Here is an 18,342-nt window from a genome sequence, read left to right on the forward strand (position 1 = left end):
GGCGGCATGATAGCGACGGTTGTGATTCTCGTATTGCTATGTGTGGCCCTCATAGTCCTGCGCGGGGTCACATTGGCCCGTTCCCGCGGGAGTGTGCCCTGTCGCCTGCGGGTGGGCGACCGCGGCTGGCAGAGCGGGGTAGCCCGCTATGCAGACGGGGAGCTCCATTGGATCCCGCTCCTGGGTGTCCTACTGAGGCCGCGCCACGCGATCGCGAGGCGCGGCCTCGTCGTTTCCGCCCGCCGTGAGATCGACGGCGGGTTTTTCGCGGTCGACTTCGGCGGGAGCACGCGCGGCGTGTCGATCGCGATGAGTGCCGACGCGCTGACGGGCTTCCTGGCGTGGCTGGAGTCGGCGCCGCCCAGCGCCTATCTCGATGTCGCCTAGCGGGTGCCGCCGGGCTTCCAGAGGATCTCCTCGCCCCCGTGGGCCACGCGGCAGGTGATGAAGAGCAGGTCGGACAGGCGGTTGAGGTATTTCGCCGTCAGCGGGTTCGTGTCCTCGTGCGCGTGCAGGGCCGCCCAGGTCGTACGCTCCGCCCTGCGGACCGTGACCCTGGCCACGTGCAGCGCGGCCGTGGCGGGATCGCCGCCGGGGAGTATGAAGCTGCGCAGGGGCGTGAGCTCGGCGTTGAAGCGGTCGCACTGCTCTTCCAGCCAGTCGATGTACGACTGCTCCACCCGCAGCGGCGGGAACTCCGGGTTTTCGGTGACCGGGGTGGCCAGGTCGGCTCCGAGGTCGAACAGCTCGTTCTGGACGCGTACCAGGACTTCCACGAGGTCGGCGGGCAGCGTGCCGTGGGAGAGCGCGACGCCCAGGTGGGCGTTGGCCTCCTCCACGTCGGCGTAGGCGGCCAGCCGCGGATCGGTCTTCGAGGCGCGGCTCATGTCGCTCAGCGCTGTGGTGCCGTCGTCGCCGGTGCGGGTGTAGATGCGGGAGAGGACGACCGGCTTGTCCTTGTCGGCGCGCGTCATGCCTCCAGCCTAGTGAGTGATGACAAATGTCATCGGGATCGGACGCGGGATCCATGTCCGGGTCGTGATTTCGGCGACTGGCCGGACGAATGCCGCTAAAGCCACTATTGATCCATGACTAAGGAGAGGACCTGATGCTCGAGATCAGCGAGCTGCGCAAGCGTTTCGCGGCCGGGCCCGACGCCCCAGGCGGCAAGGTCGCCCTGGACGGGATCAGCTTCGCCGTACGGCCGGGTGAGATGTTCGGGTTCGTCGGCGCGAACGGGGCCGGCAAGACGACCACGATGCGCATCGTCATGGGCGTGCTCCAGGCCGACTCCGGCTCGGTGAGCTGGCAGGACAGGTCGCTCGGCTACGACGACAGGCGGCGGTTCGGCTACATGCCCGAGGAGCGCGGGCTGTACCAGAAGATGAGGGTCGCCGAGCAGATCGAGTATTTCGGCCGCCTGCACGGGCTGAGCGGGGCGGCCGCCAAGAAGGCCACGGACGACCTGCTGGAGCGGCTGGCTCTGACCGAGCGCAGGGGCGACGCGGTGCAGGCGCTCTCGCTGGGCAACCAGCAGCGCGTGCAGCTCGCCGTGGCGCTCGTGCACGACCCCGAGGTGCTGGTCCTGGACGAGCCGTTCTCCGGGCTCGATCCGATCGCGGTGGACGCGCTGGCCGCGGCGCTGCAGGAGCGGTGCAGGGGCGGCGTGCCGGTGATCTTCTCCAGCCACCAACTGGAGCTGGTCGAGCGGTTGTGCGACTCGGTCGGCATCGTCTCGGCGGGCCGGATGGTCGCCACGGGCACGGTGGCCGACCTGCGGGCCGCGGAGGGCAACACGCTGCGCGTGGTCGTCCGCGACCCGGCCCCCGGCTGGGCGGACGGCCTGCCCGGCACGGTCACCGTCACCGGCGACCGGCACGTCCTGCGTACCGCGGACGGCGACGACCAGGAGATCCTGCGCCGCGCCGTGAAGGCCGGGCATGTCGAGCACTTCGGCGTCGAGCAGCCGACCCTCACCGAGATCTTCAAGGAGGCCGTGGCGTGAACGGACTGATGCTGGTCGCCCGCCGGGAGATCACCACGCAGATCCGGACGAAGGCGTTCGTGATCGGCCTGCTCATCACGGCGGTGCTGGTGGCGGCGCTGTCCTTCGCACCCAAGATCATGGGTGGCCCGGACTCATACACGCTGGGCACCGTCAACTCCCAGCAACTGCCGCTGCGGGCCGCCGCGCCGGACGCCGAGTTCGAGTGGCGCGCGTTCCCCGACGAGAACGCGGCCAAGCAGGCCGTGCTGGCCGGGGACGTGGACGCGGTGCTGGTCAACGGCGCCAAGGTGCTCACCGACGGGGAGATCGACTCCCAGCTCGGCGTGCTGATGCAGAGCGTCAACCGGGAGGTCAGGCTGGGCGCCGCCGGGGTGTCCATCCCACCGTTGGTGATGGAGTCCGTGGGCGCCGACACGCGTTACGAGTCCGCCCGCACCGGGATCGCCGTGGTGCTCGTCCTCGTGCTCTTCATGCTCCTCATGGGACAGGTCATGATGGTCGCCATGGGAGTCGTGGAGGAGAAGGGCAGCAGGATCGTGGAGATCCTGCTCTCCACGGTGCGGCCCTGGCAACTGCTCGGCGGCAAGATCCTCGGGCTGGGCGCGCTCGGCCTGATCAACCTGGTCACGATCCTGGTCGTCGGCCTCGGCGCGGCCACGGTCTCCGGCGTCGCCTCCGACTTCCCGCCCGGCATCCCCGGGCTGGTGGCGGCGGTGCTGGTGTGGTTCGTGCTCGGATACGCCTTCTTCGCCACGTTGTCGGCGGCCCTCGCCTCGCTGGTCTCGCGTCAGGAGGAGGTGAGCACGGTGATGACGCCGCTGACCATGCTCATCATGATCACGTACTTCGTCGCCTTCTACGCCACCAACGACGCCACGGGCACGCTGGCCACCGTCGTGTCGTACGTGCCGCCGTTCTCGTCGATGGTCATGCCGGTCAGAATGGCCGCGACCGAGGTGCCTCTGTGGCAGGTGGGGGCCTCGATGGCGGCCATGGTGGTGGCCGTGCTCGCGGTGCTGGGTTTCGGGGCCAAGGTCTACGAGCGGGCCGTATTGCGGACGGGCGCCAGGCTCAAGCTCGGCGACGTGTTGCGTACACGATAGATGGACGCGATCGAGCAGGCGCGGCGCCTCACCTGGAAGGTGCTGATCTCGGGCTTCGTCGCGATGTGGGTTCTCATCGTCATGATGAGCGTCTTCGCGTTCACCGAGGGGAAGCTCCAAGGGTGGCGCGCCGCGCCCGCGCTGATCGCCGCGATCTGCCTCACCTGGCTCTGCAAGCGCATGTGGATGTGGATCTGGCAGCTCGCCGTACAGGCTCATGAGGGGCGGGAGGCGCACACGCGGCTGGCGTTGGCCGAGGAGCGGCTGCGCTTCGCCAGGGACCTGCACGACCTCGTGGGGCACCGGCTCTCCGCCATCGCCGTCAAGACCGAGCTGGCGGTACGGATGTCGGACGTGGACACGGGGGTGGCCAAGGCCGAGATGGCCGAGGTCAACACGCTGACCAGGAAGGCGCTCAGGGAGCTGAGGGAGGCCGTGCGCGGTTACCGCGAGCTTGACTTGGCCGCTGAGCTGAATAGCGTGAAGGGTGTACTCGAAGCGGCTGGTGTCCGTTGCGAGGTTCACTTGCCCTATCGCGAGCTGCCTGATGGGGTGGCGCCGGTGTTCGCCTACGCGGTCCGCGAGGCGGTGACCAACGTGCTCAAGCACAGCAGCGCCACGGTTTGCGACATCATGATCCGCTTCACCGATCGGGAGGCGGAGCTGCGGGTGCACAACGACGGAGTGGCCCGGCGGCAGATCGCCGACCTGGGCACGGGGCTGGCGGGCATGGGAGAACGGCTGGCCGCCGTGGGCGGCGATATGAGCGCCCATCCGACGGAGGATGGAGAGTTCGTGCTGAAAGCGGTCGTGTCACTCCCGATAGGTGGGTAGGGGAGCTTGTGCGGGGGGTTCACCTCGGTAGAGGTGTGAGCACGCCGTGTGCGTGACTGAGGAGGTGGCATGCGCGTCCGGGGCAATCCGAGGGCCCAGGTGGTGCGGATCGGCGCCCGGCTCGACGCCGGCACGTCGGCGGGGGTGCGGGAGCGGTTGCACAAGGCTCTCGACTCCGGCGAAGGCGACCTGATCCTGGATCTCTCCAAGCTGGAGATGATCGACGCGACCGGTCTCGGGGTGCTCGTGGGGGCGCATCGGCGCGCGCTGAGCGTGCAACGCCGCCTCGTTCTTCGGGGGGTGCCACCGCGGATCATGCGGATACTGGCGGTGACCCGGCTGAATCGGGTGCTGCACGTGGAGGTTCCCGCTGCCGCGGTGGCCTGATGTGACATATCGGAGCGGGCGACGATCAGCCGTTGCCCGCTCTTTCGCGACTTAGACAAAACGTAGATTTCGGCTGTCCGAGTAGTGGGCGCCGGGAAAACGGAATGTGATTATCGCGGTGGGTCAGCGGGTTCCGAGGCTGCGGCTGAAGATGTACACCGCGACATCGACGAGCTCGTCGATCTCCGGCTGATCCTCGGAGAGCAGCCATTCGATGAGTAACTCCTGTAACGCGCCAATGACACCGCGTGCCACCAGCCGCCGATTCAACGGGGCGGCCAGCGGGAAATCGGCCGACGCTTCCTCCACGAGCCGGGCGAACGCGTCCACGGCGCGCTGACGGGACAGTGTCAGGACGTCGCCCGACCTGCGTACCTCCACGTGCATGATGCGGGCTCGCCGCCAGTCCGCCGTGGTGAACTCGATGTAGGCGCGAATCCCGGCCTTGACTTTGTCGTCAAGCGTGTTCGGCGCCTCCTCCACCGCTTTGGCCACGGCCGCCAGGCTTTCCTCGACGCACCGCTCGTGCAGCGCCTGAAGGAGCTCCTCGCGACCACCGAAACATTCGTAGAAGGCGCGGTTGGAGATCCGCGCCTCCGAGCAGAGCCTTTCGATGGTCGTCGCCGCGAAACCCGGTTTCGCGTATAGCGTGTACGCGGCCGTCATCAGCCGCTCCCGTCTGTCCGCCAGCCTTTGCTCAGCCGACATTCCCCGGTAAGACCGGTTCACATTCCACCCGTCCAACATGATCGTGGCCCCCAGAGCACACAATTATGGACGGATGATCCGTTTTGGGAAAGAGCGGGAAGATTATCTCTTACGTCGGCCGTGCAAGAACGTGACAAGCCTGATCAGCCGATCAAGTTCGGCGGGCCCCCGAGTGAACGACGTCAGGTTCATTCCGGGCATCGCGAAGCGCTGGCGGGAGATGGCTTTGGGCCTGGCGAACTCGCGCAGGCCGTCGGCTCCGTGGATCCGGCCGAACCCCGAATCGCCGACACCGCCGAACGGCAGGGCGGGCACTCCGGCGAAGGAGATGACGGAGTTGATGGCGGTCATCCCGCTGCGCATCAGGCGGGCCAGCTCCGTCGCCCTTCTGGCGTTGCGCGAGAAGATCGTGCCGCCCAGTCCGTACGCGGAGGCGTTGGCCAGTTCCAGGGCCTCCTGGGCGTCGCGGGTACGCCTTACCGTGATGGTCGGGCCGAACGTCTCCTCGCGCACCGCGGGGGAGTCCTCGGGCACGTCTTCGATGATCACCGGGTCCACGTAGGGGGCTCTTACGGAGTCCGGGCCGCCAGTCACGATTTTTCCGGATTTCGTGGCGTCGTCGATGTGGCGTTTGATGATGTCCACCTGGCCCGGCATCGTGATCGGGCCGTAGTCCGCGCCGGCTTTCACCTTTGTCACCCGGTCGGACAGCTCACGCATGAAAGTTTCATAGACCGCGTCGACGACGTAGACCCGTTCGACGCCCACGCAGGTCTGGCCCGAGTTGGACATCGCGCCCCAGAGGCAGGCGTCCGCTGCCTTCGCCAGGTCGGCGTCGGCGTCCACGATGAACGCGTCCTTGCCGCCGCACTCGGCCACGATCGGCGTGAGATTCTCCGCGCATGCCGCCATCACGCGTTTCGCCGTGGCGGTCGAGCCGGTGAACGCCACCTTCCTGACCCTCGGATCGGCGGCCAAGGCCGCGCCCGTCTCGCCCAGTCCGGTCACCGTCTGGAACACCGGCTGCTCGGGCACCGACTCCCGGAACAGCTCCGCCAGGCGCACGCCGATCCCCGGGGTGAGCTCGCTCGGCTTGAACACGACCGCGTTGCCGGCCGCCAGCGCGTACGCGATGGAGCCCATGGGGGTGAAGACCGGGTAGTTCCACGGGCCGATCACGGCTACCACGCCGAGGGGGAGGTATTCGAGGGTGGCGGTCAGGTTGAGGCCGATCATGCCGGTGTTGACGCGGCGGCGGCCCAGGACCTTGTGCGCGTTGCGGGCGGCCCAGTCGAGATGGGTGATGGCCAGCACGATCTCCAGCGTGGCGTCGCCCGCCGGCTTGCCCGTTTCCTGGTGGACCAGCTGGGCGAGCTCTTCGAGGTGCTGGGTGATGAGCGCCTTGTAGTCGAGCAGGCGCTTCCTGCGTTCGGCCGGGCTCTGCGCGGCCCACCATTCGGCCGCCTCCTCGGCCCGTTCCACGGCCTCGTGCACGGCCTCCTGGGTGTGCTTGGGATGACTGCCGACGACCTCGCCGGTAGCCGGGTTGAGTGAGTCGAACGTCAGCGTCGTCATGGCGTCACGATAGTCCGGTAAGGCATTGCTTACCAGGTCGGGAAAGACCACTTAGGCAGGCAAGAGTGCGCTCGCGTAACGGCGGGCCACCGGTGAAGGGTCAGCGGCCGTTTCCTGGAGGGCCGTCAGCCACGTGCGGCGGGTGGCTGCCTTGGCAGCGCGTAAAGGATCAAAAGAGGGTTGGATTTTCCGGCTCGATGCCCCGAAGGGTGTCGTAATCCAGCGTGACGCAGTCGATGCCGCGGTCGGTGGCGAGCACGCGGGCCTGAGGCTTGATCTCCTGGGCCGCGAACACCCCGCGCACCGGCGACAGCAGCGGATCGCGGTTGAGCAGCTCCAGATAGCGCGTGAGCTGCTCGACCCCGTCGATTTCGCCCCGGCGCTTGATCTCGATGGCGACCGTGGCGCCCTGCGCGTCGCGGCACAGGATGTCCACCGGGCCGATCGCCGTCATGTATTCGCGGCGGATCAGCGAATAGCCGACGCCCAGCGTCGTGATGTGCTCGGCGAGCAGCTCCTGCAGGTGGGCCTCCACGCCGTCCTTGATCAGCCCGGGGTCCACGCCCAGTTCGTGGCTGGAGTCGTGGAGGATCTCCGCCATCGTCAGGACCAGCTTCTCGCCGGTCTTGCCGTGGGTGACCGTCCAGGTCTCGCCGTCCTCCTTGAGCTTGCACGGCGGGTTCATCCAGTTGAGCGGCTTGAACGCGCGGTCGTCGGCGTGGATGCTCACGCTGCCGTCCGCCTTGATCAGCACGAGCCTAGGCGCCATCGGCAGGTGCGCCGTGAGCCGTCCGATGTAATCCACGCTGCATCGCGCGATGACCAGCCGCATGACGACCCACCATAGCGGCTCTGGAAAACTGGACGCATGGTGTTCATACGGGCGGTGCCGGAGTTCCAGCGTAGATGAGCCCTCGTCGCGCCCGCCGCAGGGAGTCCTCCCGTCCCTTCGGCTTCCCGACCGGCCTGGACAAAGTGGAGGAATGGCCCGACGGCGAGTGGAAGGTACGCATGCTCACCGGCGCGTCCTCCACCAAGAACTACCGATGTCCGGGCTGCGACCAGGAGATCCGCAGCGGCCAGCCGCACGTGGTCGCCTGGCCCAACTGGCCGGGCGGCGACGAGGAACGCCGTCACTGGCACCCGGCCTGCTGGCGTAAGAGACTCGACCGCGGCCCCGGCCGCAGCCGTTACTGAAGGGATCCATGGTGGAGATTCGCGCGGCTACGGTGCTGCCCGCCCGGCGGGAGCCGATCGAGTTGCACACGGGCGACGGCCTGACCCTGGTCGGCGAGCTGGCCCTGCCCCTCGACCGGCACCCGGTGGCGACGCTGGTGACCCTGCATCCGCTGCCCACCCACGGCGGGTTCATGGACAGCCACGTTTTCAAGAAGGCCGCCAACCGGCTGCCCGCCCTCGCCGACCTGGCCGTGTTGCGCTTCAACACGCGCGGCACGTCCTCCGAGCGCGGCACCTCGGAGGGGACGTTCGACGGGGGAGAGGGGGAGCGGTTCGACGTTTCCGCCGCCCTCGAGTACGCCGACTACCACGATCTGCCGCACGTGTGGGTGGTCGGGTGGTCGTTCGGCACCGAGCTGGCGCTCAAGTGGGCGCACGATCCGCTGGTGGAGGGGGCGATCCTGCTGTCGCCGCCGCTGCACAGGGCCACGGACGACGATCTGGACGCCTGGGGGCGGTTCGGGCGGCCGCTGGTGGCGCTGGTGCCCGAGTTCGACGACTACCTGCGGCCGGAGGAGGCTCGCAAGCGGTTCTCACGGGTGCCGCAGGCCGAGGTCATCGGGGTGGACGGGGCCAAGCATCTGTGGGTGGGCGAGCCGTATGTGCGCATCGCGCTGGACGAGATCGTCAAGCGGGTCAACCCGGCTGCCTGGCCGCTGCCGACGGAGGTCTGAGGTCAGGGCCGCCGGGGGCGCGCTTGGCGGATATTTCCGGATAAATCGGGCCGATGAAGGAATTTTGAGCAGAATGAACAAAACGCTAGACCTGTGCCCTGACGCGGGTGAGAATCCGATCGTCAACCGAAGATCGTGGAAACGCCGGGCGGTTCCGTCCCGCGCGTAACCCCTGCTCGGACATGGGCGAGGATGTATGCGGGTACTGCGTGGGCTGGTCGCGGCGGCGTTGATCTTATCGATCTCGGTGGTGAGGACCCCCGATCCGGCCGCGGCCGAAGGGATGTCCGTAAACACCGCTCCGGTACAGGCGGGTCCGCTGCGGAAAGCCGAGCCGCCTGAGGAGGCGGCGCTCGCGGCGGCGCGCCGTACGAGCAGGCCGGTCGAGGTCGAGTCGATGCGCAGCGAGACCCGCCAGGTCTTCGCCCAGCCCAACGGCACGTTCGTCCTGGAGCAGAACGTACGCCCGGTACGTGTGCGCCAGGCGGACGCCTGGGTCCCCGTGGACACCACGCTCCGCCTCGCCCCTGACGGCACGGTCGAGCCGGTCGCCACGGCGGTCGATCTGACGTTCTCCGGCGGCGGCAGCGCCCCGCTGGCCCGCCTGACGCGCGGCGGCAAGTCCCTGGAGCTCGGCTGGCAGGGCACCCTGCCCAAGCCCACCCTGAACGGCGACACCGCCACCTACCCCGAGGTCATGCCCGGCGTGGACCTCCAGGTCACCGCCGACGTGGACGGCTTCTCCCACGTCCTGGTGGTCAAGTCGCGGGCCGCCGCGGCGAACCTGACCGAGCTGGCGTACCCGCTCGCGGCGAAGGGCCTGTCGCTGAAGTCGGACAAGGCGGGCAACCTGGAGGCCGTCGACCCGAACGGCGGCACGCTCTTCATCGCCCCCACCCCGACGATGTGGGACTCCGAGGGCATCAGCAGCCCGCAGGCGCTCAAGGAAGGCCGCTCCCCGGAGGCCAGGCAGGCCACGATGGGCGTGGAGCTGGCGGGCCGGCAGTTGCGGCTCAAGCCGGACAGGAACATGCTGGCGGACCCGAAGACGAAGTTCCCCGTCTATCTGGACCCGTACTTCTCGGCCGCCCGCGGCTCGTGGACGGCGGTCTGGAGCAACTGGCCCAACTCCAACTACCTGAACTCCAGCGACGTCGCCAGGGTGGGCCACGTCGAGTCGCAGAAGAACCGCTCGTTCTTCCAGATGGCCAGCGGCTCGACCATCCACGGCAAGCAGATCATCAAGGCGACGCTGCGCACGTACGAGACGTGGTCGTACTCGTGCAGTGCCCGCAAGGTGGAGGCGTGGGGTACGGGCGCGATCAGCAAGAGCACCACCTGGAACGCCCAGCCGTCGTGGACCAGGCTGCTCTCCACGGTGAACGTGGCCAAGGGCTGGGGCTCGTCCTGCCTGCCGGGCGGCGTGGAGTTCGACGTCACCTCGTGGGCCGCCGACGCCGCCGCCAAGAAGTGGAACACCATGACCATCGGCCTTCGGGCCACCAGCGAGACCGACGTCTACGCCTGGAAGAAGTTCAAGAACAACCCGACCGTGGTCATCGAGTACAACTCGTTGCCCGCCGACCCCGTGGCGGCCGACGTGTGGTCGGACCCGGGCGGCCCCTGCGTCTCCGGCGACGGCCGGCCCGTCATCGCCACCGCCGCGCCCAAGTTGTGGGCCAAGCTGAAGGACGTCGACAACTCGGTCAGGGGCCGCTTCGAGTGGTACAACGCCGCTGGCACGAAGACCGGCGAGTACCTCACCGCCGTGGGATCCACCGGCACCGCCTTCTACGCGACCATCCCGCAGAGCCTGTACGCCGACGGCGCCCTGATCCGCTGGCGGGTGCGCGCTGAGGACGGCAAGGCCAACAGCGCGTGGAGCCCCTGGTGCGAGGCCACCGTGGACGCCACGGCTCCCGGCAGGGAACCTGAGGTGTCCTCGCCCGAGTTCGCGGAGAACGCCTGGAGCGACGGCGTGGGACTCGCCGGTTCGTTCGCGTTCGCGCCCAACGGGGTCACCGACGTGGTCACGTACGTCTACGGCCTCGACACCACGCCCAAGGCCGAGGTCGCCGCCGCCCAGGACGGCACGGCCACGATCCAGCTGACCCCGCGCCACGACGGCCCCAACGTGCTGGCGGTGCGCAGCAAGGACCGCGCGGGCCAGCTCGGCCCGATCCGTACCTACGTCTTCAACGTCAACGCGGGCCGCACCCCCAGCGGCCACTGGGCCCTGGACGAGGGCCAGGGCCCAGTGGCCGGCGACGCCGCCAATGCTCACCCGGCGACGCTGTACGGGGCCACGTGGACGACCGGCCGGACCGGCATGGCCCTGCGCCTGGCCAACGCCTACGCGCAGACCTCGGGCCCGGTGGCCGACACGTCGAAGAACTTCACCGTCACCGCCTGGGCCCGCCTGACCAGCACGGCCGCCACCGCAACCGTCCTCACCCAGGAGGGCGCCAGGACCGGAGCCTTCTCCCTGCAGTACTCCAAGGCGGACGACCGCTGGGCGCTGGCCCGTACCGGCGCCGACGCGGACGCCGCGACGGCCGTGCGCGCCCTGTCCACGGCGGCCCCGAGGCTGAACGAGTGGACCCACCTGACCGGCGTCTACGACTCGGCCGCCGGCCAGCTCTCGCTGTACGTCAACGGCCGCCTCGAGTCGTCGGTCGCCTGCACCCAGCCGTGGAACGCCACCGGATCCCTGACGATCGGCCGCGGAAAGGTCAACGGGGCCGCGGCGGAGGCCTGGCCGGGTGACGTGGACGAGGTGCGCGTCTATGGACGGGCCATGTTCGCCGACGAGGTCGCCGACCTGGTGAACAGCGCCGCCACGCTGGTCGGGCACTGGACGCTGGATGAGGAGTCCGGCCTGTCCGCGGCCGACTCCTCGGGCCGGGCGACGGCCGCGACGCTGGGTGGCGCCGCCACGTGGACGGCCGGCTGGCTGGACGGCGCGCTCGCGCTCGACGGCGTCAACGGCTACGCCCAGACCACCGCGCCCGCGGTGAACACCAGGAGCGGCTTCACGGTCGCCGCCTGGACCCAGCTCGACTACCTACCCACTCGCGACACCGCGGCCGTGGCCCAGCCGGGCAGCCGGGCGGCCGGCTTCCAGCTCGGCTTCGACAAGGAACAGCAGCGGTGGGCCCTCGGCATGGCCGCCGCCGACACCGACACCGCCGCCCTCGTACGCACCCGCTCCGACGCCATCCCGGCCCCGCTGGAATGGACGCACGTGGCAGGCGTGTACGACCCCCTGGCCGGAGAGCTGCGCATCTACGTCAACGGCCGGCTGTCCACGACCACCATCACCGACCACGTCAGCGCCTGGAACGCCACCGGCCCGCTGCAACTGGGCCGGACCAAGACCGCGGGAGTCCTCACCGGTTACTGGCCGGGAACCGTCGACGACGTCCGCACGTACGACGGCGTGCTCAGCGCCGAACAGATCGCTCAACTAGCTGCCCAGTAAGTCCCGACTAGCCCAGTAAGTCCCCCCGCAGTAGCACCCGACTGGGAGAAGTTCATGGACCCGCAGAGTGAGTTAGACCTGCCCGAACCCCGCTGGAATCGTTTTCAGCCACCCGATGAACCGGACGCTCCAGACCCCTACTGGAATCGTTTTCAGACCCCCAAACCTGAGTCGCCCTGGCCCCGCAGGCTGGCCGCGGTCCTCTCGATCGCCCTGGTAGTGCCGCTCACGTACGCCATGCCCGCGGCCGCCGAGTCCCGCTCCGCCCCGTCGGTGCAGAAGGAGACCCCGGTCAAGGGCGAGAAGGTCCCGGTGCTGCCCCCGACGGCGGATCCGGCCCAGAAACAGGCGTGGAAGGCGCCACCAGGCATCGCCTGGCCGAAACCCCAGACCGCGGAGCTGGGCGGCGCCGCGGCGAAGACCCTGGCGGCCGGCTTTCCGGTGAAGCTGGCTGCCCAGAAGGGTGTGACCGCCAAGGCCGCGACCCCCGACCCCGTACGCGTTCAGCTCCTCGACACGGATCTGCTCGGCCTCGCGATGCGGGTCAGCCCGGGCCAGGGCGTCGCGGCGGCCAAGTCGGCCGCGAAGACCCGCCTGGAGGTCGACTACTCCGGCTTCCGGTACGCCTTCGGCGGCGACTACGGCGCCCGGCTCCGGATGGTCAAGCTGGAGGAATGCGCGCTGACCGCCGCCGCCGGCTGCGCGCAGCCGCAGCCGGTGAAGAGCGAGAACAACGCCAAAGACGGCACGCTGACCGCCGAGGTCGAGGCCACCGGCCTGTACGCCCTGATGGCCGCCCCCTCGGGCCCGTCGGGCGACCACGCGGCCTCCTCCCTGGCACCCTCGGCCAGCTGGAGCGTCGGCACCCAGTCCGGCGACTTCAACTGGGGCTACGGCCTGCGCACGCCTCCCGCGCTCGGCGGGGACGAGCCGGACCTGTCGCTCGACTACTCCTCGCAGAGCGTGGACGGCCGTACCGCCTCCACCAACAACCAGCCGTCCTGGGCCGGTGAGGGCTTCGAGCTGAACCCCAGCGGCTATGTCGAACGCCGCTACAAGTCCTGCATGATCGACGGCAAGAAGACCGGCGACCTGTGCTGGGACCAGGACAACGCCACCCTGTCCCTCGGCAACTCGGCCGTCGAGCTGGTCAAGGACGCCACGACCAAGCAGTGGCGCCCCAAGAGCGACGACGGCACCCGCATCGAATACCTCACCGGGGCCGTGAACGGCGACAACAACGGTGAATATTGGCGCGTCACCACCGCCGACGGCACCCAGTACACCTTCGGCCTGAACCGCCTGCCCGGCTGGGTCACCGGCAAGCCGGAGACGAAGTCGGTCCAGACGGTGCCGGTGTTCGGCAACAACAGCGGCGAGCCCTGCTACAACAGCACCCCGGCCAACGCCTGGTGCCAGCAGGCCTACCGGTGGAACCTCGACTACGCGGTCGACACCCACGGCAACGCCACCACGTACTGGTACGAGGTCGAGAAGAACTACTACGGCCGCAACATGAAGCCCGAGCTGGGCACCCAGTACGTACGCGGCGGCTACCTCACCCGCATCGACTACGGCTACCTCAAGAACGAGCTGTTCACCAAGGCCCCCGCGGCCCGCGTGGTCTTCGACGTGGCCGAGCGCTGCCTGCCCAGCGGCACCATCACCTGCGCCGCCGACCAGCTCACGAAGGAGACCGCGAGCAGCTGGCCGGACGTCCCGTTCGACCAGATCTGCGACTCCGGCGTGAAGTGCGTCGACCGCCTGTCGCCGACGTTCTTCTCCAGGAAGCGGCTGGCCAAGGTCACCACCCAGGTCCTCAACACCGACACCGCCAAGTGCTCGGGCCAGCAGTACTGCCCGGTGGACTCCTGGACGCTGACGCACCAGTTCCCGGCCACGGGCGACGGCCTCAGCCCGTCGTTGTGGCTGGCCTCGATCCAGCAGAGCGGCCAGGTGGGCGGCACCATCACGCTGCCCAAGGTCACCTTCACCGGCGTCCAGCTGCCCAACCGGGTGGACGCGCTCGAAGGCCGCGCCCCGCTGGTCAAGTGGCGCGTGCAGGCCGTGAACAACGAGACCGGCGGCGAGCTGCGCGTCAACTACGCTCCCGCCGACTGCAAGCCCGGCGACGTGCCGGCCGCCGACAAGAACACCAGGCGCTGCTTCCCGCAGCGCTGGGCCCCGCCGAACGAGGCCGAGGTCACCGACTGGTTCCACAAGTACGTGGTCACGCAGACGGTGGAGGTCGACCGGGTCGCGGGCTCGCCGAACGTGGTCACCGACTACGAGTACCTGGACGGCGGCGCCTGGCGCTACGCCGACAACATCCTGGTCAAGCCCGAGCACCGCACGTGGTCGGACTGGCGCGGGTTCGGCCGGGTACGGGTGCGCGAGGGCGACGGGCAGGACACCAGGCGCACGCTCACGGAGTTCAGGTACTTCCGCGGCATGCACGGTGACAAGCTGGCCGACGGCACCAAGCGCACCGCGCAGGTCGAGGACTCCGAGGGCGTCAAGCTGGACGACCTCGACCAGCTGTCCGGGTTCGAACGGGAGGAGACCCTCTTCGACGGGGACGGCGGCGCGATCCTGACCTCGACCGTCGAGGAGCCGTGGTCGGTCAAGACCGCCGAGTCCACGCAGGGCGGCGTCACCAAGGCCGCGTTCGTGGTCGCGCCCAAGTCCATGGTCACCCGTACCGCGGTGAGCGGCGGCACGTGGCGGCGTACCGGCGAGGAGCGCGCGTACGACGCCAAGGGCCTGCTCACCCAGGTGGACGAGAAGGGCGACCTGGCCAGCGCGGACGACGACCAGTGCACCCGCTACACCTACGCCCGCAACGACACCGCCTGGATGCTCGACTACACCAGCAGGATCCAGCGGGTCGCGGCGGGCTGCGGCACCGGCGTGTCCTCGCTGGCCGCCGGTGAGGTGATCTCCGACGAGCGGGTGCAGTACGACGGCCAGGCGTACGGCCAGGCCCCGAGCAAGGGCGACGTGACCACGGTCCAGCAGCTCGCCTCCGGCGACGGCACGACGATCACCGACAGCACCCACACCTACGACGCCTACGGTCGTGAGACCAGCGAGACGGACGCGATCGGCACCAAGTCCACCACCACCTACACCCCGGCCGCCGGCGCCCCCGCGGCGGAGATCACGGAGACCAACCAGCTCGGCCACGTCGAGCGCACCCTGCTCGAACCGGCCTGGGGCGAGCCCGTCGCCGAGATCGACACGAACAACCGCCGTGTCGACATGGAGCACGACGCGCTCGGCCGCCTGGTCAAGGTCTGGCAGCCCGACCGCAGCAAGGCGGCGGGGCAGTCGCCCAACACCGAGTACTCCTACCTGATGCGCACCGACGGCCCCAGCGTCGTCACCACGAAGACGCTGCGCGCGGACGGCGGCTACACCGCCAGCCACGAGCTGTACGACGGCCTGTTGCGCGGGCGCCAGACCCAGGAATCAGCGCCCCGCGACGACCAGACGCAGGACCCCGCGCTGCGTGACGGGCGCACGATCACCGACACCTTCTACAACTCGCTCGGTGAGCAGTACAAGTCCAACACCGGCTACTTCGCCACCGGGACCCCCGCCACCGAGCTGCTCGCGGTGGCCGACACCGACGTGCCCACCCAGGTCGTGTCGGTGTTCGACGGCACCGGCGACGTCAACGCCCAGATCCTCAAGACGAAGGGCGTGGAGAAGTACCGGGTCTCGGCCATCGAGCAGGGCGACCGGGTCAATGTGACGCCGCCGCCGGGAGGCACCGCGACGACCCGCATCGGCGACGCCGAGGACCGCCTCATCGAGCTGCGCCAGTACAAGGGCGCGACCCCGACGGGCGAGTACGAGGCCACCAAGTACACCTACGACGCCGCCGGACAACTGTCCACGGTGACCGACCCCGCGGGCAACGTGTGGCGCCACCACTACGACGTGCGCGGCCGGGAGATCAAGACCGAGGACCCCGACAAGGGCGTCACCACGATGACGTACAACGACGCCGACGAGCTCGTCAGCACCACCGACGCCCGCGGCAAGACCCTGTGGTACGTCTACGACGAGCTGGGCCGCAAGAAGGAGCTGCGCGAGGGCTCCGCGACCGGCCCGCTGCTCGCCGAGTGGAAGTACGACGCGCTGGCCAAGGGCCACCAGAACGCCAGCATCCGCTACGTGGGCGGGCAGGCGTACAAGGCGGAGATCACTGCCATCGACGCCGACTACCGCCCGCTGCGCGAGACGGTCACCGTCCCCGAGCGGGAGGGCAAGCTGGCCGGCTCGTACGTCCTCAACACCCGCTACACGCTCGACGACCAGGTCCAGTCCGTCAGCTTCCCGGCCGCCGGCGGGCTGGCGGAGGAGTCGGTCGTCTACTCCTACGATGAGCTCGGCCAGCCGACCAAGGTCACCGGCCTGTCGTCGTACGTGAGCGCGACCCGCTACTCCAAGCTCGGCGAGACCCTGCAGTACGAGCTGGGCACCGGAGGCAAGAAGACCTGGCTCACCTACACCCACGACGAGGGTACCCGCAGGCTGACCCGCATGCGGCTGGACCGGGAGAGCGCCGCCTCGACCGACCTCGACCTCAACTACACCTACGACGCCGCCGGCAACATCACCAAGATCGCCGAACAGGCGGGTGGCCAGGACACGCAGTGCTTCAAATATGACCACCTGCGCCGCCTGACCTCGGCCTGGACGGCCACCGACGACTGCGCCGGCGGCACCCCGCAGTCCGACAAGATCGGCGGCGTGGCCCCGTACGCGGTCAGCTACGACTACGACGTCACCGGCAACCGGACCAAGGAGACCAAGCACGCCTGGGGCGGCGCGGCGGAGACCGTACGCACCTCCACCTACCCGGCGGCGGGCGGCAAGCAGCCGCACGCGCTGCAGACCGTCGGGCCGGACCTGTTCGCCTACGACGAGGCGGGCAACACCACCAGGCGCAAGGTCGGCAGCTCCGACCAGAGCCTGGTCTGGGACTCCGAGGGCAACCTCGAGTCGGTGACGGAGGCGGGCAAGACGACGTCGTTCGTGTACGACGCGGACGGCGACCGGCTGCTCCGCAAGACCCCGACGGACGCCACCCTGTACGTCGACGACATGGAGTTGCGCTTCGACTTCGCCAAGGACGCGGTCGAGCAGACCCGCTACTACACCATCAACGACGAGCCCATCGCGGTACGCACGCCGGACAACCAGGTCTACTTCCTGGCCAACGACCACCAGGGCACCGCGCAGGCCGCGGTGAACGCCGGGAACGGCGAACTGGCTGTCAGGAGGCTGACGCCGTTCGGCGAGGAACGGGGAGCGCCGCCACCCTTCTGGCCGGGGCAGCGCGCGTTCGTCGGGGGCACCCAGGACCCGACGACCGGGCTCGTCCACCTCGGCGCCCGCGAGTACGACCCCAAGAACGGCCGCTTCGTCTCGGTCGACCCCATCATCGACGATGAGGATCCGCAGCAGCTCAACGCCTACGCCTACGCCAACAACAGTCCCGTCACCATGAGCGACCCCGACGGGCAGCTGTTCTGGTTCGCCGTCGCCATCGCGGCCAGGATCGCGGCGCAGATCATCGCCAGGAGGCTGGCCGCGGCCGCCGCCAGGCGGGCGGCACTCGCGGCGGCACGGGCGGCGGCCAGACGCGCCGCCATCGCGGCGGCCAAGCGCCGGGCCGCGGCACTGGCCAGGAAGAAGGCCCTGGAGGCGGCCAAGAAGAAGGCCCTGGCGGCAGCCAAGAAGAAGGCCTTGGCGGCGGCCAAGAAGAAAGCGGCTGAGAAGGCCAGAAAGGCGGCGGCAGCCGCGGCGAAACGCCGGGCCGCGGCAGCGGCGAAGCGGGCGGCGGCGAAGAAGGCACGCCAGGAGGCGGCGAGGAGACGGGCCCTGGCGAAGGTCAGGGCGCGGAACCACCGGGCAGGCAGGCTCCCTCGCGGGATCCAGCAGGCGCGGCAGCGGCCGGCGAGCCGGCCGACAAGTCACCGGGCGGCACAGCGGCAGTCGCCGCCCAAGGCGAGCCGCCAGCCGGCGCAGCCACGGCCGAGCCAGGTCTACCGCAACGACGGCACCACCCAGCCGACCCAGTCCTACACCGTCTACCGGAACGGGAAGATGTACCCCGACGGGCCGCCACCGTCGAACATCCCCCGAGGCGGCGGCTCCGGCCAGGGCGAGAAGCAGATCTTCAAGCCCGAGAAGATCGAACCGGAGAACACCCGGACGGGCACGATCGCCGAGACCGGGGCTCGGGTGACCCGCTGGATCGACCAGAGCGGTCTGGACGACTTCTTCGGGTTCTTCTTCTAACCCCTCTCTGATGCCGGA

General features: G+C 69.3%; 13 protein-coding genes. 9 read left to right on the top strand and 4 right to left on the bottom strand.

Translation table 11 applies throughout. From position 1 onward, the window contains the following. Positions 1-6: 6 nt before the first annotated feature. Positions 7-387, top strand: a complete 381-nt coding sequence (locus ACFLIM_RS06870; RefSeq protein WP_393163089.1) for a DUF2550 domain-containing protein — start codon at positions 7-9, stop codon at positions 385-387. Here ACFLIM_RS06870 and ACFLIM_RS06875 read toward each other — a convergent pair. Next, positions 384-974, bottom strand: coding sequence for a cob(I)yrinic acid a,c-diamide adenosyltransferase (locus ACFLIM_RS06875; RefSeq protein ID WP_393163091.1), 591 nt, complete (start codon positions 972-974; stop codon positions 384-386). The genes ACFLIM_RS06870 and ACFLIM_RS06875 overlap by 4 nt on opposite strands. 134 nt (positions 975-1,108) lie before the next feature. Between ACFLIM_RS06875 and ACFLIM_RS06880 the strand changes: the two genes are divergently transcribed. The 4 genes from ACFLIM_RS06880 to ACFLIM_RS06895 all read left to right on the top strand — a co-directional run bounded on the left by ACFLIM_RS06880 (position 1,109) and on the right by ACFLIM_RS06895 (position 4,332). Next, complete coding sequence (locus tag ACFLIM_RS06880) at positions 1,109-2,005, top strand: ABC transporter ATP-binding protein (RefSeq protein ID WP_393163093.1); 897 nt, start codon at positions 1,109-1,111, stop codon at positions 2,003-2,005. After that, complete coding sequence (locus ACFLIM_RS06885; RefSeq protein ID WP_393163095.1) at positions 2,002-3,111, top strand: ABC transporter permease; 1,110 nt, start codon at positions 2,002-2,004, stop codon at positions 3,109-3,111. The genes ACFLIM_RS06880 and ACFLIM_RS06885 overlap by 4 nt, the downstream gene beginning before the upstream one ends. Further along, entirely contained in the window at positions 3,112-3,945 is an 834-nt protein-coding gene (locus tag ACFLIM_RS06890; RefSeq protein ID WP_393163097.1) for a sensor histidine kinase, read from the top strand. Between the two features lie 69 nt (positions 3,946-4,014). Next, the gene (locus ACFLIM_RS06895) at positions 4,015-4,332 is read left to right on the top strand and encodes an STAS domain-containing protein (protein ID WP_138666574.1); all 318 of its coding nucleotides are present in this window, start codon (positions 4,015-4,017) and stop codon (positions 4,330-4,332) included. A 123-nt stretch (positions 4,333-4,455) separates the two neighbouring features. On the opposite strand, the gene ACFLIM_RS06900 is transcribed toward ACFLIM_RS06895, so the two are convergent. The 3 genes from ACFLIM_RS06900 to nucS all read right to left on the bottom strand — a co-directional run bounded on the left by ACFLIM_RS06900 (position 4,456) and on the right by nucS (position 7,447). Continuing rightward, positions 4,456-4,998, bottom strand: coding sequence for a TetR/AcrR family transcriptional regulator (locus tag ACFLIM_RS06900; protein ID WP_393163099.1), 543 nt, complete (start codon positions 4,996-4,998; stop codon positions 4,456-4,458). A 144-nt stretch (positions 4,999-5,142) separates the two neighbouring features. Beyond that, the gene (locus ACFLIM_RS06905; RefSeq protein WP_393163101.1) at positions 5,143-6,615 is read right to left on the bottom strand and encodes an aldehyde dehydrogenase family protein; all 1,473 of its coding nucleotides are present in this window, start codon (positions 6,613-6,615) and stop codon (positions 5,143-5,145) included. Between the two features lie 169 nt (positions 6,616-6,784). After that, positions 6,785-7,447, bottom strand: coding sequence for an endonuclease NucS (gene nucS, locus ACFLIM_RS06910; protein WP_393163103.1), 663 nt, complete (start codon positions 7,445-7,447; stop codon positions 6,785-6,787). Between the two features lie 74 nt (positions 7,448-7,521). On the opposite strand from nucS, the gene ACFLIM_RS06915 reads away from it, so the two are divergent. The 4 genes from ACFLIM_RS06915 to ACFLIM_RS06930 all read left to right on the top strand — a co-directional run bounded on the left by ACFLIM_RS06915 (position 7,522) and on the right by ACFLIM_RS06930 (position 18,324). Next, on the top strand, positions 7,522-7,812 hold the full coding sequence (locus ACFLIM_RS06915; protein WP_393163105.1) for an ATP/GTP-binding protein: 291 nt from the start codon (positions 7,522-7,524) through the stop codon (positions 7,810-7,812). Between the two features lie 11 nt (positions 7,813-7,823). Continuing rightward, the gene (locus tag ACFLIM_RS06920) at positions 7,824-8,528 is read left to right on the top strand and encodes an alpha/beta hydrolase (RefSeq protein WP_393163298.1); all 705 of its coding nucleotides are present in this window, start codon (positions 7,824-7,826) and stop codon (positions 8,526-8,528) included. Positions 8,529-8,724: 196 nt separating this feature from the next. After that, a complete protein-coding gene (locus ACFLIM_RS06925; protein WP_393163107.1) occupies positions 8,725-12,009 on the top strand; it encodes a LamG-like jellyroll fold domain-containing protein in 3,285 nt (1,094 codons plus the stop codon). Positions 12,010-12,228: 219 nt separating this feature from the next. After that, the gene (locus ACFLIM_RS06930) at positions 12,229-18,324 is read left to right on the top strand and encodes an RHS repeat domain-containing protein (RefSeq protein ID WP_393163109.1); all 6,096 of its coding nucleotides are present in this window, start codon (positions 12,229-12,231) and stop codon (positions 18,322-18,324) included. Positions 18,325-18,342 lie beyond the last annotated feature (18 nt).

Origin of the sequence: Nonomuraea marmarensis (genome assembly GCF_043197025.1) — a bacterium.
Taxonomy (GTDB): domain Bacteria; phylum Actinomycetota; class Actinomycetes; order Streptosporangiales; family Streptosporangiaceae; genus Nonomuraea; species Nonomuraea marmarensis.